The organism is Serratia sp. NA_13 (genome assembly GCF_052691735.1).
Genome location: NZ_JBQZFV010000018.1, coordinates 66,985 through 82,649, shown reverse-complemented (window position 1 = coordinate 82,649; position 15,665 = coordinate 66,985). Strand labels below are relative to the sequence as shown.

At 56.2% G+C, this 15,665-nt stretch carries 15 protein-coding genes; 6 read left to right on the top strand and 9 right to left on the bottom strand.

The window, feature by feature from the left end:
• Positions 1–21 precede the first annotated feature (21 nt).
• Positions 22–939 carry a GNAT family N-acetyltransferase gene (locus ACUTSU_RS20225; protein ID WP_445652862.1) on the bottom strand — a complete coding sequence of 306 codons (918 nt, stop codon included), beginning with the start codon at positions 937–939 and terminating at the stop codon, positions 22–24.
• Positions 940–1,182: 243 nt separating this feature from the next.
• Here ACUTSU_RS20225 and ACUTSU_RS20220 point away from each other — a divergent pair, with 243 nt between their 5' ends.
• A complete protein-coding gene (locus ACUTSU_RS20220; RefSeq protein WP_445652861.1) occupies positions 1,183–2,163 on the top strand; it encodes a LacI family DNA-binding transcriptional regulator in 981 nt (326 codons plus the stop codon).
• Here the strand turns inward: ACUTSU_RS20220 and ACUTSU_RS20215 are convergent, their stop codons facing one another.
• Positions 2,164–2,946, bottom strand: coding sequence for a PhzF family phenazine biosynthesis protein (locus ACUTSU_RS20215; protein ID WP_445652860.1), 783 nt, complete (start codon positions 2,944–2,946; stop codon positions 2,164–2,166).
• Between the two features lie 10 nt (positions 2,947–2,956).
• A complete protein-coding gene (locus tag ACUTSU_RS20210) occupies positions 2,957–3,559 on the bottom strand; it encodes a LysE family translocator (protein WP_174355160.1) in 603 nt (200 codons plus the stop codon).
• A gap of 118 nt (positions 3,560–3,677) precedes the next feature.
• Between ACUTSU_RS20210 and ACUTSU_RS20205 the strand changes: the two genes are divergently transcribed.
• The 3 genes from ACUTSU_RS20205 (at position 3,678) to ACUTSU_RS20195 (ending at position 5,909) form a co-directional block, all read left to right on the top strand.
• Entirely contained in the window at positions 3,678–4,658 is a 981-nt protein-coding gene (locus tag ACUTSU_RS20205; RefSeq protein WP_445652859.1) for a hydrolase, read from the top strand.
• A complete protein-coding gene (locus tag ACUTSU_RS20200) occupies positions 4,655–4,888 on the top strand; it encodes a YheU family protein (protein WP_445652858.1) in 234 nt (77 codons plus the stop codon). Before ACUTSU_RS20205 ends, ACUTSU_RS20200 begins: the two co-directional genes overlap by 4 nt.
• A 151-nt stretch (positions 4,889–5,039) precedes the next feature.
• Positions 5,040–5,909 carry a phosphoribulokinase gene (locus ACUTSU_RS20195; protein WP_261097093.1) on the top strand — a complete coding sequence of 290 codons (870 nt, stop codon included), beginning with the start codon at positions 5,040–5,042 and terminating at the stop codon, positions 5,907–5,909.
• 39 nt (positions 5,910–5,948) lie between these two features.
• Here the strand turns inward: ACUTSU_RS20195 and ACUTSU_RS20190 are convergent, their stop codons facing one another.
• Entirely contained in the window at positions 5,949–6,356 is a 408-nt protein-coding gene (locus tag ACUTSU_RS20190; protein ID WP_012147257.1) for an OsmC family protein, read from the bottom strand.
• A gap of 379 nt (positions 6,357–6,735) precedes the next feature.
• On the opposite strand from ACUTSU_RS20190, the gene crp reads away from it, so the two are divergent.
• A complete protein-coding gene (gene crp / locus ACUTSU_RS20185; protein WP_004718520.1) occupies positions 6,736–7,368 on the top strand; it encodes a cAMP-activated global transcriptional regulator CRP in 633 nt (210 codons plus the stop codon).
• 54 nt (positions 7,369–7,422) lie between these two features.
• Positions 7,423–9,498: a YccS/YhfK family putative transporter gene (locus ACUTSU_RS20180; protein WP_445652882.1), complete on the top strand. Its 2,076-nt coding sequence runs from the start codon at positions 7,423–7,425 to the stop codon at positions 9,496–9,498.
• Between the two features lie 43 nt (positions 9,499–9,541).
• Here the strand turns inward: ACUTSU_RS20180 and argD are convergent, their stop codons facing one another.
• The 5 genes from argD to ACUTSU_RS20155 all read right to left on the bottom strand — a co-directional run bounded on the left by argD (position 9,542) and on the right by ACUTSU_RS20155 (position 15,642).
• Positions 9,542–10,759 (bottom strand): bifunctional acetylornithine/succinyldiaminopimelate transaminase, encoded by a 1,218-nt coding sequence (argD, locus tag ACUTSU_RS20175; protein WP_445654652.1) that lies wholly within the window; start codon positions 10,757–10,759, stop codon positions 9,542–9,544.
• Between the two features lie 131 nt (positions 10,760–10,890).
• Complete coding sequence (locus tag ACUTSU_RS20170; protein WP_445652856.1) at positions 10,891–11,466, bottom strand: aminodeoxychorismate synthase component II; 576 nt, start codon at positions 11,464–11,466, stop codon at positions 10,891–10,893.
• A gap of 98 nt (positions 11,467–11,564) precedes the next feature.
• On the bottom strand, positions 11,565–13,091 hold the full coding sequence (locus tag ACUTSU_RS20165; RefSeq protein ID WP_445654651.1) for a helicase HerA-like domain-containing protein: 1,527 nt from the start codon (positions 13,089–13,091) through the stop codon (positions 11,565–11,567).
• Between the two features lie 140 nt (positions 13,092–13,231).
• Positions 13,232–13,957 carry a two-component system response regulator BtsR gene (gene btsR / locus ACUTSU_RS20160; protein ID WP_445652854.1) on the bottom strand — a complete coding sequence of 242 codons (726 nt, stop codon included), beginning with the start codon at positions 13,955–13,957 and terminating at the stop codon, positions 13,232–13,234.
• Positions 13,957–15,642, bottom strand: coding sequence for a LytS/YhcK type 5TM receptor domain-containing protein (locus ACUTSU_RS20155; RefSeq protein WP_445652853.1), 1,686 nt, complete (start codon positions 15,640–15,642; stop codon positions 13,957–13,959). The genes btsR and ACUTSU_RS20155 overlap by 1 nt, the downstream gene beginning before the upstream one ends.
• Between the last annotated feature and the right edge of the window lie 23 nt (positions 15,643–15,665).

The window sequence follows — 15,665 nt, the reverse complement described above, 5'->3', positions numbered from 1 at the left end:
TTGGTCTTGTTGTGGTGTTGTCTAACCGCTTTCCGGCAGGAAGGACGGCATAACCACACCGCCGGGTTGTAGCGCACGGCCTTTCACCTGCGCCAAATGCAATTCACAAATCCGCCCGCCCCACTGCAACAGTACCTGGCTGAGGGCGGAACGTTGCGCCGGTACCAGCACCACCGGCGTGGTACCGCGATGGTGGCGATCCAGCATCCAACTGAGCAACTCCAGGACAATCTCTTCGCTGTGGCTGCAGCCCGGCCCCAACAGGCGGGAAGCCGGATGCGCCACCGAAGCCAGATAACCGCCAATGCTGCCGTCAAGTTCCCACACGGCAGTCCGCCATAGCCCGCTGGCGTCGTTGAGGAAGTAGTCAATATCGCGCCGACGTTCGATGCCCAACAGCGTTCGTTCCAACTGCAGGATGCCGGGCAGATCCTCTGGCTGGGCGGCGCGCACTCTGCCGCGCGTCAGACTGGGGAAGGAAAATCCCTTTACCGGCACCGGGATCGTCATATCCTGGTAAATCGCATAGGGCGTAAAACCGGCGCGGTGGTACAGGGCGTAGGAATCCAGGTTCAGCGCGCTGGAAAGCAACCTTATAGGCCGCTCTCCCGCCAGTTCATCGGCCTTGCCCAACAGTTGCGCGGCGATACCACGGCCAAAGTAGTCGGGATGTACATTCATGATGCCCAGCCCGAGATGAGTTTCACGCGAGTGAAAGAAGCAGGAACCGCACAGCACGCCATGTTCATCGTGCGCAACCCAGTGCTGGCCGGGATCCAGATGGCGATAGACGTCAACAAACAGCCCGCAGCTGGTCGGCTCTGCGGAAAAGATGGCGCCCATGCCGTGGCGTTGATACCAGGCATTGGTCGACAGATGAATCAGTTGTGCGACCGCCTGGCGATCACCGTTTTCCGCTACTCTCAGTTGCACCTGCATCCGCCACCTCTTTTCAGATTATGGGTTCAGCGAAATAACGCGAAATCGCAAAATGTAATCGATTTCATTTCCACCATGAACAAAATGTAATCGATTTCTTTTTTTCGGCAACCTGATTAATCTGGCGCAAGGGACTGATAAGATGAATTTGTAACCCACATCACAATCCTGAGGTCAGACGCAGATTTTTTGTCGCACTTGGGCATATTGTGCGGGGCAATTGGGCAGAAGGAACAGCAAACCATGTCGATCGAAAAGGTGGCGAAACTCGCCGGCGTCTCTGCCGCGACGGTCTCACGGGTATTGAACGGCCAGCAAATCGTCAAACCGGCCACTCGCGACAAGGTACTGGCGGCGATCCACGCATGCGACTACCAACCCAACCTGCTGGCGCGTCAGCTACGCACTTCGCGTAGCCGTATGCTGCTGGTGTTGGTTTCCAGTATCACCAATCCTTTTTGTTCCCTGGTAGTACGCGGGATCGAAGAAGAAGCCGAACGCCACGGCTACCACATTTTACTGTGCAACTCCGAATCCAATCCAACCCGGGAGTCCGCCTATCTCAGCCTGCTGAGCGGTAAAGTGGTCGACGGCGTGATTACCATGGACGCCGTCAGTTGCCTGCCCGGCCTGACCGCAATGATTGGCGATTTCCCCTGGGTACAATGCGGTGAAGGCGATCCCGAGTTTCGCGCCTCTTCAGTCACCATTGACAACCATCAGGCGGCGATGGCCGGCGTGCGTTATTTAGTTGCACGGGGCCGACGACGTATTGCCCTGATCAACAGCGACATGCGTTATCTCTACTCGCAGCAGCGAGAGCAAGGTTATCGACAGGCGCTGGCCGAAGCCGGGTTCGACTATTGTCAGGTGGAATACGTCGAGGGGCTGGAATATGCCGCCGGTGCGTTGGCCATGGGTCGCCTGCTGGATACCGAGCCGCGGCCGGATGCGGTATTCACCATCTCCGACGTGATCGCCGGTGGAGCGATGAGCACCCTGCACCAACAGGAATTGCGCATTCCCGAAGATGTCGCGGTAATGGGCTTTGACGGCGTGCCATTCGGTGCCGTCACCACGCCACCGCTAACCACCGTCGAACAACCGATGCACCAGTTCGGCGTGCGCAGCGTGCAGTTACTGCTGGAAAAAATCAAAAATCCGCAACAACCGCCGCGCAATGAAATGCTTAAGTGGCGGCTGGTTGAGCGTGGCTCAGCCTGATTACAGGCTCAATTCCCCACGCAAAAACGTGTGCGCATAGCCACCAATCAAGGTGCGATCGCCCTTCAGCTCACAGAACAACTCTCCACCGCGCGCCGAAATCTGCAGTGCGTGCAACTGATGGCGACCAAGACGTGCGCTCCAGTATGGCATCAGCGTGCAGTGTGCGGATCCGGTCACCGGGTCTTCGCCGCCGTCGAGGGTAAAATAGCGCGAGACAAAATCCGCCGCCTCACCCGGAGCGCTGACAATCACTGCCCGGCCGACCAAGGCAATCAGTGCCGGGATATCCGGCTGCAATGCCCTGACCTGCGCTTCGTTTTCCAACACTACCAACAGCGCATTGGCCTGCCACACTTCCTGCGGATGAGCGCCCAGCAGCGCCGCCAACCCTTCAGGTTCCACAACCTTCTGCGGTGGCCGGGACGGGAAATCCAGGACCATGCGTTCGCCATCTTCGGCGTCGCGTTTGACGTACAGGTCGCCGCTCGCCGAGCGGAAACGAATATCCTGCAGCGCCGGGTTCACCACGCTGAACATCACGTGTGCCGCCGCCAGCGTGCCGTGACCGCACAAATCGACTTCTCGCTGGGGCGTGAACCAACGGATGGCCGACATATCGCCATCGTCCCAGACAAAACTGGTTTCCGGCAGGTTCAGTTCATTGGCGATGGCCTGCATCTCCGCAGCCGACAAAGGCTGTTTTAGCAGGCAGACGCCGGCCGGATTGCCACGAAACCCTTGACCGGTGAAGGCCGCAATATGGAAGTAATTCTCCACCATTCACAATTCCTCAATGCCAGATGAGTAACACACAGGCCGCGGTGAGCAACCCCATAGAAACGTTAAAAATGATCCAGGCCTTTTTGCTGCGCAGCAGGCGGCCAATCACCGTGCCAAATCCCAGCCAAATCACGCCGGCAATGATGTTCACCACGAATATGCCCAGTGAGATCGCCAGAATAGAGGAGTTGTATTGAGCACCAGCCAGGCTGAAGCTGGCCACCGCCCCCAGCGCCATCAACCAGGCCTTGGGATTAAGGAACTGTAGCAGCCAACCCTGGTACAGCCGTATCGGTTTGGGCGGTGCCACGTCGGTTTCAAGTTTTTCATAAGCGGCGGTAGCCACTTTCCATGCCAGCCACAGCAGATACAGGCTTCCGAGAATTTTCAGCACCAGATGCAGCGCCGGATAAACCAGAATCAAGCTGCCGACGCCGAACGCCACCAACAGCAAAATGCTTTGCATGCCGAGCATGATGCCAATCATCAGCAACAGTGAACGCATAAAGCCGAAGTTGGCACCGGAAGTGGTCAGTAACATATTGTTGGGGCCAGGTGTGATCGCGGCAACCCACAGAAAACCTAACATCGAAAGAAATAAACTCGCATCCATCAGGCGGGCGCTCCTCACCCAGGTCATTTTTTGCAGTATTATTGTTAACTCAGGGTAGTGAAGCTATCAGCGCACTAATCATCCCACAAGAGTGGCCAATAAGAATTTAATTCAAGCTATGCATGAATCCTTTCGCCCGTTGAGCGGGGCCAGTAATCCCCATCTGCAAACGCTGCTACCACGGCTGGTGCGTCGCCACGTGCAGTTGAAACCCCACTGGCAACGGCTGGAACTGCCCGACGGTGACTTTGTCGATCTCGCCTGGAGCGAAGATCCGGCTCAGGCCGGCGGCAAGCCGCGCGTGGTGCTGTTCCATGGCCTGGAAGGCAGTTTCTACAGTCCCTATGCCCATGGTCAACTCAACGCCTGGCGTGAAAAGGGCTGGCTCGGGGTGGTAATGCATTTTCGCGGTTGCAGTGGCGTGCCGAACCGCAAGCAACGCATCTATCATTCCGGTGAAACGGAAGATGCGCGCTTCTTCCTCCAGTGGCTGCGTACTACCTACGGAGAAGCCCCCACCGCTGCCGTTGGCGTCTCACTCGGCGGCAATATGCTGGCCTGTTATCTGGCACAGCAGGGCGCCGACAGTCTGCTGCAGGCGGCGGTGGTGGTTTCTGCGCCATTGATGCTGGAACCTTGCTCATGGCGGATGGATCAAGGCTTCTCGCGGGTTTATCAGCACTACCTGCTCGGCCAGTTGAAACAAAACGCCACCCGTAAACTGCTGCACTATCCTGATACCCTGCCGCTCAAGCTGCCGCAGCTCAAGGCATTGCGTCGGATCCGCGACTTTGATGATGCGATTACCTCGCGCATCCATGGCTTTAGCGATGCCACCGATTATTACCGCCGTTGCAGCGCCCTGCCACTGCTGCCGTCGATCCAAACGCCGCTGTTGATCATCCATGCCAAGGACGATCCTTTTATGACCGACGAAGTGATCCCCGAAACCGCCACGCTGCCGCACAACATTGAATATCAGTTGACCGAGTTTGGCGGCCACGTCGGTTTTGTCGGCGGTACATTGAAAAAACCCCATATGTGGCTGGAATACCGTATTCCATCCTGGCTTGCCCCTTACCTGGAAACAATCAAGTGATCATCCCCTGGAAAGAACTGGAAACCGAGACCCTCAATAGCCTGATTGAATCCTTTGTGCTGCGCGAAGGGACCGACTACGGTGAGCATGAACGTTCCCTGGAACATAAAGTGGAAGACGTGCGCCGCCAATTGAAAAACGGCGAGGTGCTACTGGTATGGTCAGAACTGCATGAGACCATCAACATCATGCCGCGCGGGCAGTTCCGTGCCGGGCAAGAAGAAATTTAGTGACTGTCGGTTCTATGACTGACGGAAAAAATCAGGTAACAATGAGGGATTGCAAACCAACGCGCGGAATTTTGCCCTTGGCGAAAAGGTGTCAAACAGACCAAAAATTTTAACTGACGCCTGCGCATTAAACACGGAGTGACCCATCACCATGTCCGCCAAACATCCCGTTATCGCAGTGACCGGCTCCAGCGGTGCCGGCACCACCACCACCAGCGTGGCGTTCCGTAAAATCTTTCAGCAGTTGAACATCCGCGCCGCGGAGCTGGAAGGTGACAGTTTCCACCGCTATACCCGGCCGGAAATGGACGCGGCGATCCGCAAAGCGCGCGATCTTGGCCGTCATATCAGCTATTTCGGCCCCGAAGCGAACGATTTTGGCCTGCTGCAACAAAGCTTTAGCGAGTACGGTACCAACGGCACCGGTCGTTCACGCAAGTATCTGCACACCTACGATGAAGCGGTGCCCTATAACCAGGTACCGGGGACCTTTACCCCGTGGGAAGCCTTACCGGCACCGACCGACGTGCTGTTTTATGAAGGGCTGCACGGCGGCGTAGTGACCGAACACAACGACGTGGCCAAGCATGTCGACTTGCTGGTCGGCGTGGTGCCTATTGTTAACCTGGAATGGATCCAAAAGTTAATTCGCGATACCGGCGAGCGTGGCCACTCCCGTGAAGCGGTGATGGATTCAGTGGTGCGTTCGATGGAAGACTACATCAACTACATCACACCGCAGTTTTCGCGCACCCATATCAACTTCCAGCGGGTGCCGACGGTAGATACCTCCAACCCGTTCGCCGCCAAGGCGATCCCCTCGCTGGACGAGAGCTTTGTGGTGATCCACTTCCGCGGCCTGGATCAGATCGATTTCCCTTATCTGCTGGCGATGCTGCAGGGATCTTTTATCTCGCATATCAATACGCTGGTGGTGCCGGGCGGCAAAATGGGATTGGCAATGGAGTTGATTATGGCGCCGCTGGTGCAGCAACTGCTGGAAGGCAAAAAAATCGGCTAACTTACCGGAGCGCGGCAACGGACCGCGCCCCTTTATCTATCAGGACACCGCGCGGATCTCAAAACTGTGGGTCACGCTGGCGGCCTTGCTCAGCATCAATGACACCGAACAGTACTTCTCGGCGGAAAGATTCACCGCGCGCTCAACAATTTTGTCACTTAAATCTTTACCGGTGACGATGAAATGCAGGTTGATATGGGTAAACAACCGTGGCGCTTCTTCGCGCCTTTCAGAGGTCAGCTTCACCTCGCAATCACGCACGTCGTTGCGTCCTTTTTGCAGGATCGACACCACATCTATCGCGCTGCATCCTCCCACCGACATCAGCACCATTTCCATCGGACTGGGCGCTTTATCGCCGGCGTTGCCGTCCATCAATACCTGATGGCCAGACGCGGATTCGCCCAGAAACGTCAACCCTTCCACCCACTTAACTCTTGCCTGCATGCTGGTCACTCCGGTTAATTTCTTAAAATCAGACTACGCTTTCGCATAGAAACTGGCAACGGAACCTGATGCTAATCATGCTGAAGCGAGACAACACAAGACACCCGCCTCACTCTGTGCTACAAACAGAGCCGCAATAAATCTTTCCGGGACACTGATTTCAGGGAAACTCCCAGGGAAAGGCTCCTTTACCGGTATGTTAACAGAATGTAGCTTGCAGCTCTCCCGGCAAGTTAATATGCTAGAGCGACAGCGTATATTTATGACACGCCTCAAAACCTGCTGCCAGCTACCATTAAAACAACGGCGACAGCACGTTTTACAGGGAACTCTGACCCCTGTGACACAAGGCAGCGATAACAACAGAGGATAACAGCGAATGGTTCTCGGCAAACCGCAAACAGACCCTACTCTCGAATGGTTCCTGTCTCATTGCCATATCCACAAATATCCATCCAAAAGTACGCTGATTCACCAAGGTGAAAAAGCCGAAACGCTTTACTACATCGTCAAAGGCTCCGTCGCGGTGCTGATTAAGGATGAAGAAGGTAAAGAGATGATCCTGTCCTACCTTAACCAGGGGGATTTCATCGGCGAGCTTGGATTATTTGAAGAAGGTCAGGAGCGTAGCGCCTGGGTTAGGGCGAAAACCGCCTGTGAAGTGGCTGAAATTTCCTACAAGAAATTCCGCCAGTTGATTCAGGTTAACCCGGACATCCTGATGCGCCTGTCAGCTCAGATGGCAAACCGTCTGCAGATCACCTCTGAGAAAGTGGGTAACCTTGCTTTCCTGGACGTTACAGGCCGCATCGCGCAAACCCTGCTGAACCTGGCGAAACAGCCTGATGCCATGACCCACCCGGATGGTATGCAGATTAAAATTACCCGTCAGGAAATTGGTCAGATCGTCGGTTGCTCACGTGAAACCGTTGGTCGTATTCTGAAAATGCTGGAAGATCAAAACCTGATCTCCGCCCACGGCAAAACTATTGTCGTTTACGGCACCCGTTAATCACTGAAAAAACGGCGCGATAATTCGCGCCGTTTTTTTATGCCCCTAGTCATCATGTGGCGCCGACTGATTTATCATCCGGAAGTTAATTACGCACTACGACAAACGCTGGTGCTGTGCCTGCCGGTTCTGCTCGGGCTGTTGATCGGCCAACTACAATACGGCCTGCTATTTTCCCTGGTTCCCGCCTGCTGCAACATCGCCGGGCTGGACACGCCTCATAAACGCTTCTTTAAACGCCTGATCGTCGGCGGTTCACTGTTTGCATTCAGCAGTTTGTTGCTGCAGCAAGCTCTGTTGTGGCAGTTGCCGCTGCCGATACTGATGCTCGGCCTGGCGCTGCTGCTCGGTGTCAACGGTGAAATAAGCCCGCTACACGCCCGTCTGCTGCCTGCTGCGCTAGTTGCCGCCATCTTCTCCCTCAGCATGGCCGGTACGGTGCCGCTTTGGCACGCGCCGGTGTTATATATCGTGGGCACGGCCTGGTACGGCCTGTTTACCTGGTTCTGGTTCAAGCTGTGGAAAGAACAGCCGATGCGCGAGTCGCTTAATCAGCTCTATCTGGAACTGGCGGACTACTTCGAAGCCAAATATTCGCTGTTGACCCAGCACACCGACCCGCAGACCGCATTACCTCCCCTGCTGGTGCGCCAGCAAAAGGTCATGGATCTGATCACCTTGCTGTATCAACAACTTAATTTTCTCCCCCATGCCAGCAATCTCGAACAAAAGCGCCTGCAACGCACCTTCCAGGTCGCGCTGGATTTGCAGGAACACATCACCGTCAGCCTGCACCTGCCGGAAGAGGTGCAAAAACTGGTAGAACAGAGCCAGGCCGAAGCCATTATCCGCCGCAATGCGCAGGTAATTGCCAATCGGCTGCGCACGGTGGCGCACGATATTCTCTACCACCAACATTCGCAACGCTTCAATATGGGCAATGAACTGACAGCATTGGAAAAAGTGGCGGCACAGCACCCGGAGAATCCGGTTGGGCAGTTCTGCTACTACCACTTCAGCCGCATCGCCCGCCTGCTGCGTACCCAGCATCCACTCTACCGGCGTGACCTGATGGCCAATCAAAACCGCCTGCCGTTTTGGCCGGCGCTGGTCAGTTATCTGTCGTTCAAATCCAATGCCATGCGTAATGCGGCACGATTAGGCGTCACGCTGGCGGCAGGCAGCAGCCTCGGGATGATGTTCAACCTGCCGAAACCCTACTGGATCCTGCTCACTATCATGCTGGTAAGCCAGAACGGCTACAATGCCACCCGGGTGCGCATCCAGCACCGTGCGCTCGGTACTCTGGCCGGACTCGTCATCGCCGCCGGTCTGCTGCAATTACAACTGCCCGAAGCCGAGACCCTGAGCGTGATGCTGGTGATTACGCTGCTGGCCTATCTGGTTTCACGTAAAAACTACGGATTGGCGGTTATTGGTTTTACGGTGACGGCGGTCTACACCCTGCAACTGCTGGCCCTCAACGGCACACATTTCCTGGTGCCGCGGCTGATCGACACGCTGATCGGCTGCGTGCTGGTGTTCGGCAGTACCATCTGGCTGTGGCCACAGTGGCAAAGCGGATTACTGCGCAAGAATGCCCATCAGGCGCTGGAAAACGATCAGCAGGCATTACGTCTGTTGCTGGAAGAGCAAGAGCCAGATCCCAGTGCACTGGCCTACGCACGTATGCAGGTCAATCAGGCGCACAATGCGTTATTCACCTCGCTGAATCAGGCCATGCAGGAGCCGGGGTTTGAATCGAACTATCTGGCGGATATGCGCCTGTGGGTGACGCACAGCCAGTTTATTGTCGAGCATCTGAATGCAATGACTATCCTGGCGCGCGAGCACTATATGCTGACGCCAAAGCTGGCGGAGGAGTATCTGCAATCTTGCGAGATTGCGCTGCAAAGCTGCCAGCAACGGCTGGAGTACGACGGGCCGAGCAGTGGCAACAGCATTATGCAGCCGCCGGATTTGCACCCTGAGATGCCGGTGACCGAAATGGAGCGCCACCTGCGGCGCATTCTTTCGCACCTGAGCGTCATGCATACCATCTCGTCATTAGCCTGGAGCCAACGCCCACACCACGGCATCTGGCTGAAACGCAAACTGCGCGATGAATAAGGGCGCCACACGGCGCCCGGTTAACCATGCAGCAAATAGCAAATTAAGCGTTAATCACGTCCTGCACCGCCAGCTCAAACAGCGCCATACCCTGGTCGATGTCTTGGGTTTCCACCACCAGCGAAGGGGCAAAGCGGATCACATTTGGCCCGGCATTGAGGATCATCAGCCCACGAGCGGCAGCTGCGGTCAGGAAATCGCGCGCTTTGCCGTGGTATTGCGGTGTTAATTCAGCGCCAATCAGCAGGCCCATGCCGCGAATATCGCTGAAAACACCGTACTTCTCGCCAATTTTCTTTAACGCCTGCACGTATAACCCATGACGCAACTCAATGCCGCTCAGCACTTCCGGCGTATTGATCACGTCCAACGCCGCTTCCGCCACAGCACAGGCCAGCGGATTACCGCCGTAAGTGGTGCCGTGGGCACCGACCTGCATCACCGAGGCGATCTCTTCGGTGGTCAGCATGGCACTGACCGGGAAACCGCCGCCAAGCGCTTTGGCCGTGGTGAGAATGTCCGGCGCCACACCATAATGCATATAGGCAAACAGCTTGCCGCTGCGCCCCATGCCGCTTTGCACTTCGTCGAACACCAGCAGCGCCTGGTGCTTGTCGCACAGTTCGCGTACTCCCTTGAGGAATTCGGCGTTAACCGGGGTAATGCCCCCTTCCCCCTGGATCGGTTCCATCACCACCGCACAGGTGTGGTCGTCCATCACTGCTTTCACCGCCGCCAGGTCGTTGAAGGGGACGTGCACGATGTCAGCCGGTTTTGGCCCAAAACCATCCGAATACTTGGCCTGCCCACCCACCGAGACGGTGAATAGCGTGCGACCGTGGAAAGCATTATAAAACGCGATGATTTTGGTTTTATACGGACTGTGGCGGGTAATGGCGTAATGACGAGCCAGCTTGAAGGCCGCTTCGTTGGCTTCTGCGCCGGAGTTGGCGAAAAACACCCGGTCGGCAAAGGTGGCGTTGATCAACTTGGTGGCCAGACGCAGCGCCGGCTCGTTAGTAAAAACGTTGCTGGTATGCCACAGGGTTTCGCCCTGCTGTTTCAGCGCCTCGACCAAAGCCGGGTGACAGTGCCCTAACGCCGTCACCGCAATGCCGCCTGAGAAATCGATATACTCTTTCCCCTGCTGGTCCCACACGCGGCTGCCTTTGCCCCTGACCGGAACAAACTGCGCGGGTGCATAAACAGGCAGGATAACCTGGTCAAAGGTACTGCGGTTAACTGCGGATTTTTCGGTCATTATGGGGCCCACCCTGAATTTGACTCAGTCTTTTGGTTGCGATCAAGTGAGAATATAATCACAAAATATGCATAAAAAACCAATAAAGGGCAAACGCAAATCGTCTTCGCAGTTAAAAAAAACTTAACCAATTAACTTTTAAGGAAATTATCCAACAGCTGGTGGCCCTGCTCGCTAAGGATGCTCTCCGGGTGGAACTGTACCCCTTCCAGCGCCAGTTGGCGGTGACGGATCCCCATAATTTCATCGTGTACGCCGTCGCGCTCGCTCCAGGCCGTCACTTCAAAACAGTCCGGCAAAGTAGCGGCCTCAAGCACCAGCGAGTGGTAGCGGGTCACGGTCAACGGATTGTTCAGCCCGTGAAAAATACCGCTGTCGAAATGCCGGATCGCCGAGGTTTTACCGTGCATTACCTCACGGGCACGCACTACCTTAGCGCCAAAGGCCTGCCCCAGTGCCTGGTGCCCCAGGCAAACGCCAAGGATCGGCAGCTTGCCGGCGAAATACCGAATAGCTGCCAGCGAGATGCCGGCTTCGTTTGGGGTGCAAGGACCAGGGGAGATAACCAAATGCTGCGGGGCCAGCCTTTCGATATCGGCCAGTTGCAGTTCATCGTTACGCTTCACCAGCACTTCGGCACCTAATTGGCAGAAGTACTGGTAAAGGTTATAGGTAAAAGAATCGTAGTTATCGATTAGCAGCAGCATAGGGGTTCCAACAAACAGCATAGTAAGGGGCTCGCCCCGATTGACACCGGTGCATTATACAACGCCCCTGCAATACTGCCGCCAGCGATAATTTCAGCTTACTTTTTGCGACCGCCCATAATCGACCCCAGCACCCCACGCAGGATCTGGCGGCCAAGGTCGCGCGCCATGCTCTTGGCGGCGGTCTGGACGATACCGTCACGCTTGCCACCGCGCGGGCCGGTGGAACCAAACAGGATATCGTTCAGACCGCCCATCAAGCCACCGCCCGCCTGCTGCTGCGCCTGTGGTTGCTGCGCCGGCTGACCCGGTTGCGGCGTGCCGACGGTAGCAAAACCTGACGAAGATAACTTCTCATAAGCGGATTCTCGGTCAATCATGTCCTCGTAGCGGCCATACAGCGGCGACTTGTTGATCGCACTGTTCAGCCCTTCGGCCCCCAGCATGCCCATTTTGGATTCCGGTGCGATCACCATCGCTCGCTCCACCACATTTGGCCGCCCTTTCTCATCCAGGAACGACACCAGCGCCTCGCCTACGCCCAGTTCGGTGATCGCCGTTTCGGCGTCGAAGGCCGGATTGGCACGCATGGTTTGTGCCGCCGCCTTCACCGCCTTCTGGTCGCGAGGAGTAAAAGCACGCAACGCATGCTGTACGCGGTTGCCTAGCTGACCCAGCACGCTGTCCGGAATATCCAGCGGGTTCTGGGTCACAAAGTAGATGCCGACGCCTTTGGAGCGGATCAGGCGTACCACCTGCTCGATTTTAGTCAGCAATGCCGCCGGCGCATCATTGAACAGCAGATGTGCTTCATCAAAGAAGAACACCAGCTTTGGCTGTTCCGGGTCGCCCACCTCTGGCAGGTGTTCGAACAATTCGGCCAGCAGCCACAGCAGGAACACCGAATACAGCTTCGGCTGATTAATCAGTTTGTCCGCCGCCAGCAGGTTAATCACCCCGTGGCCATTGGCATCGGTTTTCATCAGGTCGTTGATGTCGAGCATCGGTTCGCCGAAGAACTGGTTGGCACCCTGCTCTTCCAGCGTCAACAGCCCACGCTGGATAGCGCCCACCGAAGCCGAAGAAATATTGCCGTATTGGGTCTGGAACTGTTTGGCGTTGTCACCCACGTACTGCACCATGGCACGCAGATCTTTCATGTCCAACAACAGCAGCGCGTTATCGTCGGCAATTTTGAACGCCAACTGCAGCACGCCACTTTGCACTTCGTTCAGATCCAGCAAACGCCCCAGCAGCAGCGGGCCCAAATCAGACACAGTGGCGCGGATTGGGTGACCCTTCTCGCCGTAAATGTCCCATGGAATAATGGTACAGGCCTGAGACTGCCAGTCAGTGACGCCAATGGCCGTCAGGCGTGTCTGCAGTTTCTCGGAAGGCACGGCTTCGGCACCAATCCCCGACAGGTCGCCTTTCACGTCGGACAAAAATACCGGAATGCCGATACGCGAGAACTGCTCGGCCATTTTTTGCAGCGTCACGGTTTTACCCGTCCCGGTTGCGCCGGTGATCAGACCATGGCGGTTCGCCAAAGCGGGCAGGATCGCCAGATCCTGTACCGGTTTCCCGTCTTTCATCGCTTTGGCGATAATCCGTGCTTCACTCATTTTCTTTTCCTTTGACGCTGACCCGGCGCGAAAAGCGCCTGTTGATGTCAATAAAGCTATAAGCGCGGCGTAACCCCGTCAAGGACAAACAAAAAGGGCGTCATCAAGACGCCCGCAAAGCCAATAATTTCAGAATCGCCCTAACCCCGCAGTCCCAGCTCTTCCTTCAGAGCTTTCAGGTAGCGGCGGCTGACCGGCACCGGTTCTCCGGCCGGCATGATCATCTCCGCCGCACCGCTGTCCTCGAAGCGAATTTCGCGTACCTGCTCCAGGTTGACCAGATACTGGCGGTGGCAGCGTACCAGCGGCGTACGGAGTTCCAGCGTCCGCAGCGTCAGTTCGGTGAAACACTCCATGCCGTCATTGCGCACCACGAACACCCCGCTCAACCGCGAACGGACAGCCACCACCTCGTCAAAACGCAGCAGGTAGATGCGACTGTGGCCGGAACAGGGAATGTATTTCAGATAGCCGGCACTCTCATCCAGTGCCGCGACATTCTGCTGCCCGCGGCGCTGCTGCAGGCGCTGCAGCGTTTTGCTCAACCGCTTCGGCTCCGCCGGTTTCAGCAGATAATCAAACGCATGTTCTTCAAAAGCCTGCACCGCATATTCGTCGTAGGCGGTCAGAAAGACGATGTGCGGCATACGATTGGGATCGAGCATGCCTACCATCTCCAGCCCGGTGAGGCGCGGCATCTGGATATCCAAAAACACCACGTCCGGCTGCAAGCGATGGATCCCGCTGATGGCCTCTATTGCATTGGCGCATTCGCCAACAATAGAGATACCTTCTTCAGCCTCCAGCAAATGCCGCAGGTTATCGCGCGCAGAAGGTTCATCGTCAACAATCAGTACATTTAACATCAGGCAGCCCTCGCCAAAGGGACATTGATCGTAATGCGAGTGAATGTTTGCGGCTCACAGGCTACCTGTACGCCATAGTCGTCGCCGTAGCGTACGCGGATACGCTTATCCACCAGGTTCATCCCCAGTCCACTGTTGTTCGGCTGCGACTGGAATAATCCGGCATTGTCGGTCACCTGCAGCAACAAGCACTCTCCTTCGCGCCGCGCACCGATATCAATCCGCCCTACCCCCAACAACTGCGAAGTACCATGCTTGATGGCATTCTCAACGATCGGCTGCAGTGAAAATGCCGGCAGCCGCACGGCCAACAGCTCTTGCGGCAACGAAACCACAACTTCCAACCGATCGGCAAAACGTGCCAGTTCGATTTGCAGGTAGGCATTCACGTGTTCCAGCTCGTCCGCCAGGCTGACCTCATCACCGGAACGCTTGAGGTTCTTGCGGAAAAAGGTCGAAAGGTTTTGCACCAACTCACAGGCCCGGTCGCCGTCACGGCGGATCACCGCCACCAGCGTATTCAGGGCGTTAAACAGGAAGTGCGGATTGACCTGTGCATGCAGTAATTTGATCTCTGACTGCGCCAGCAGCTGTTTATGTCGCTCATACTGACCGGCCATAATCTGTGCGGATAGCAGATTGGCGATACCTTCCCCCAGCGTACGGTTGATGGTACTGAACAAGCGGCTCTTCGGCTCATACAGTTTGATGGTGCCGATCACCCGCTCATTTTCACCGCGCAGCGGGATCACCAGCGTCGAGCCCAGTTTGCAACTGGAGTTAATCGAGCAGCTGTAGGAGTGCTCATTGCCGTCGGCGTAGACCACTTCATTGTTGTCGATCGCACGGTGCGAGTGCTTTGATGAAATCGGTGTGCCCGGCAGGTGGTGGTCGTCACCGATGCCGATAAACGCCAGCAGTTTATCGCGGTCGGTTATCGCTACGGCACCGATACCCAGCTCCTGATAGATCACCCGCGCCACTCTCATGCTGTTTTCCTGATCAAACCCCTGTCGCAAGATCCCTTCGGTACGTTCGGCAATCTTCAGCGCCTTGGCGGAAAACGCACCGGTGTATTTCTCGAACATCGCTCGCCTGTCCAGCAGGATTTGCATGAACATCGCGGCCCCCACCGTATTGGCGATCAACATTGGCAAAGCGATATGTTCCACCAGCCGCAGCGCCTCGTCGAACGGCCGGGCAATCGCCAGGATAATCACCATTTGCAGCACTTCGGCCACCAGCGCGACCCCGGCGACAAACAGCGGATTAAACAGCAGGTCGATACGCCGGTGACGCATGGCGATGCTATGCACCAGCCCCCCCACCAGTCCTTCCGCCACGGTTGATACCGCACAGGCAATATCGGTCATGCCGCCCAGGGTATAACGGTGCAGGCCACCGGTCAGCCCCACCAGTAGCCCTACTGAAGGCCCACCCAGCAGGCCGCCCAATACGGCACCGATCGCACGGGTGTTGGCAATGGAACCTTCGACATGCAGACCGAAATAGGTGCCCATGATGCAGAACACCGAGAAAATGACGTAGCACAATAGCTTGTGCGGCAGGCGAATGGTTACCTGTGTCAGTGGAATGAATAACGGGGTTTTGCTCAGTAAATAAGCAATGACAAGATAAACGCACATCTGCTGCAACAGCAGCAGAACCTGGCTAAATTCAAACATGGCAGCAGCTCATCCCTTAACAA

Bases quoted from the DNA above. Each gene is read 5' to 3' on its own strand.
- ACUTSU_RS20225 (WP_445652862.1), bottom strand. From the start codon at position 939: ATGCAGGTGCAACTGAGAGTAGCGGAAAACGGTGATCGCCAGGCGGTC.
- ACUTSU_RS20220 (WP_445652861.1), top strand. From the start codon at position 1,183: ATGTCGATCGAAAAGGTGGCGAAACTCGCCGGCGTCTCTGCCGCGACG.
- ACUTSU_RS20215 (WP_445652860.1), bottom strand. From the start codon at position 2,946: ATGGTGGAGAATTACTTCCATATTGCGGCCTTCACCGGTCAAGGGTTT.
- ACUTSU_RS20210 (WP_174355160.1), bottom strand. From the start codon at position 3,559: ATGGATGCGAGTTTATTTCTTTCGATGTTAGGTTTTCTGTGGGTTGCC.
- ACUTSU_RS20205 (WP_445652859.1), top strand. From the start codon at position 3,678: ATGCATGAATCCTTTCGCCCGTTGAGCGGGGCCAGTAATCCCCATCTG.
- ACUTSU_RS20195 (WP_261097093.1), top strand. From the start codon at position 5,040: ATGTCCGCCAAACATCCCGTTATCGCAGTGACCGGCTCCAGCGGTGCC.
- ACUTSU_RS20190 (WP_012147257.1), bottom strand. From the start codon at position 6,356: ATGCAGGCAAGAGTTAAGTGGGTGGAAGGGTTGACGTTTCTGGGCGAA.
- crp (WP_004718520.1), top strand. From the start codon at position 6,736: ATGGTTCTCGGCAAACCGCAAACAGACCCTACTCTCGAATGGTTCCTG.
- ACUTSU_RS20180 (WP_445652882.1), top strand. From the start codon at position 7,423: ATGTGGCGCCGACTGATTTATCATCCGGAAGTTAATTACGCACTACGA.
- argD (WP_445654652.1), bottom strand. From the start codon at position 10,759: ATGACCGAAAAATCCGCAGTTAACCGCAGTACCTTTGACCAGGTTATC.
- ACUTSU_RS20170 (WP_445652856.1), bottom strand. From the start codon at position 11,466: ATGCTGCTGCTAATCGATAACTACGATTCTTTTACCTATAACCTTTAC.
- ACUTSU_RS20165 (WP_445654651.1), bottom strand. From the start codon at position 13,091: ATGAGTGAAGCACGGATTATCGCCAAAGCGATGAAAGACGGGAAACCG.
- btsR (WP_445652854.1), bottom strand. From the start codon at position 13,957: ATGTTAAATGTACTGATTGTTGACGATGAACCTTCTGCGCGCGATAAC.
- ACUTSU_RS20155 (WP_445652853.1), bottom strand. From the start codon at position 15,642: ATGTTTGAATTTAGCCAGGTTCTGCTGCTGTTGCAGCAGATGTGCGTT.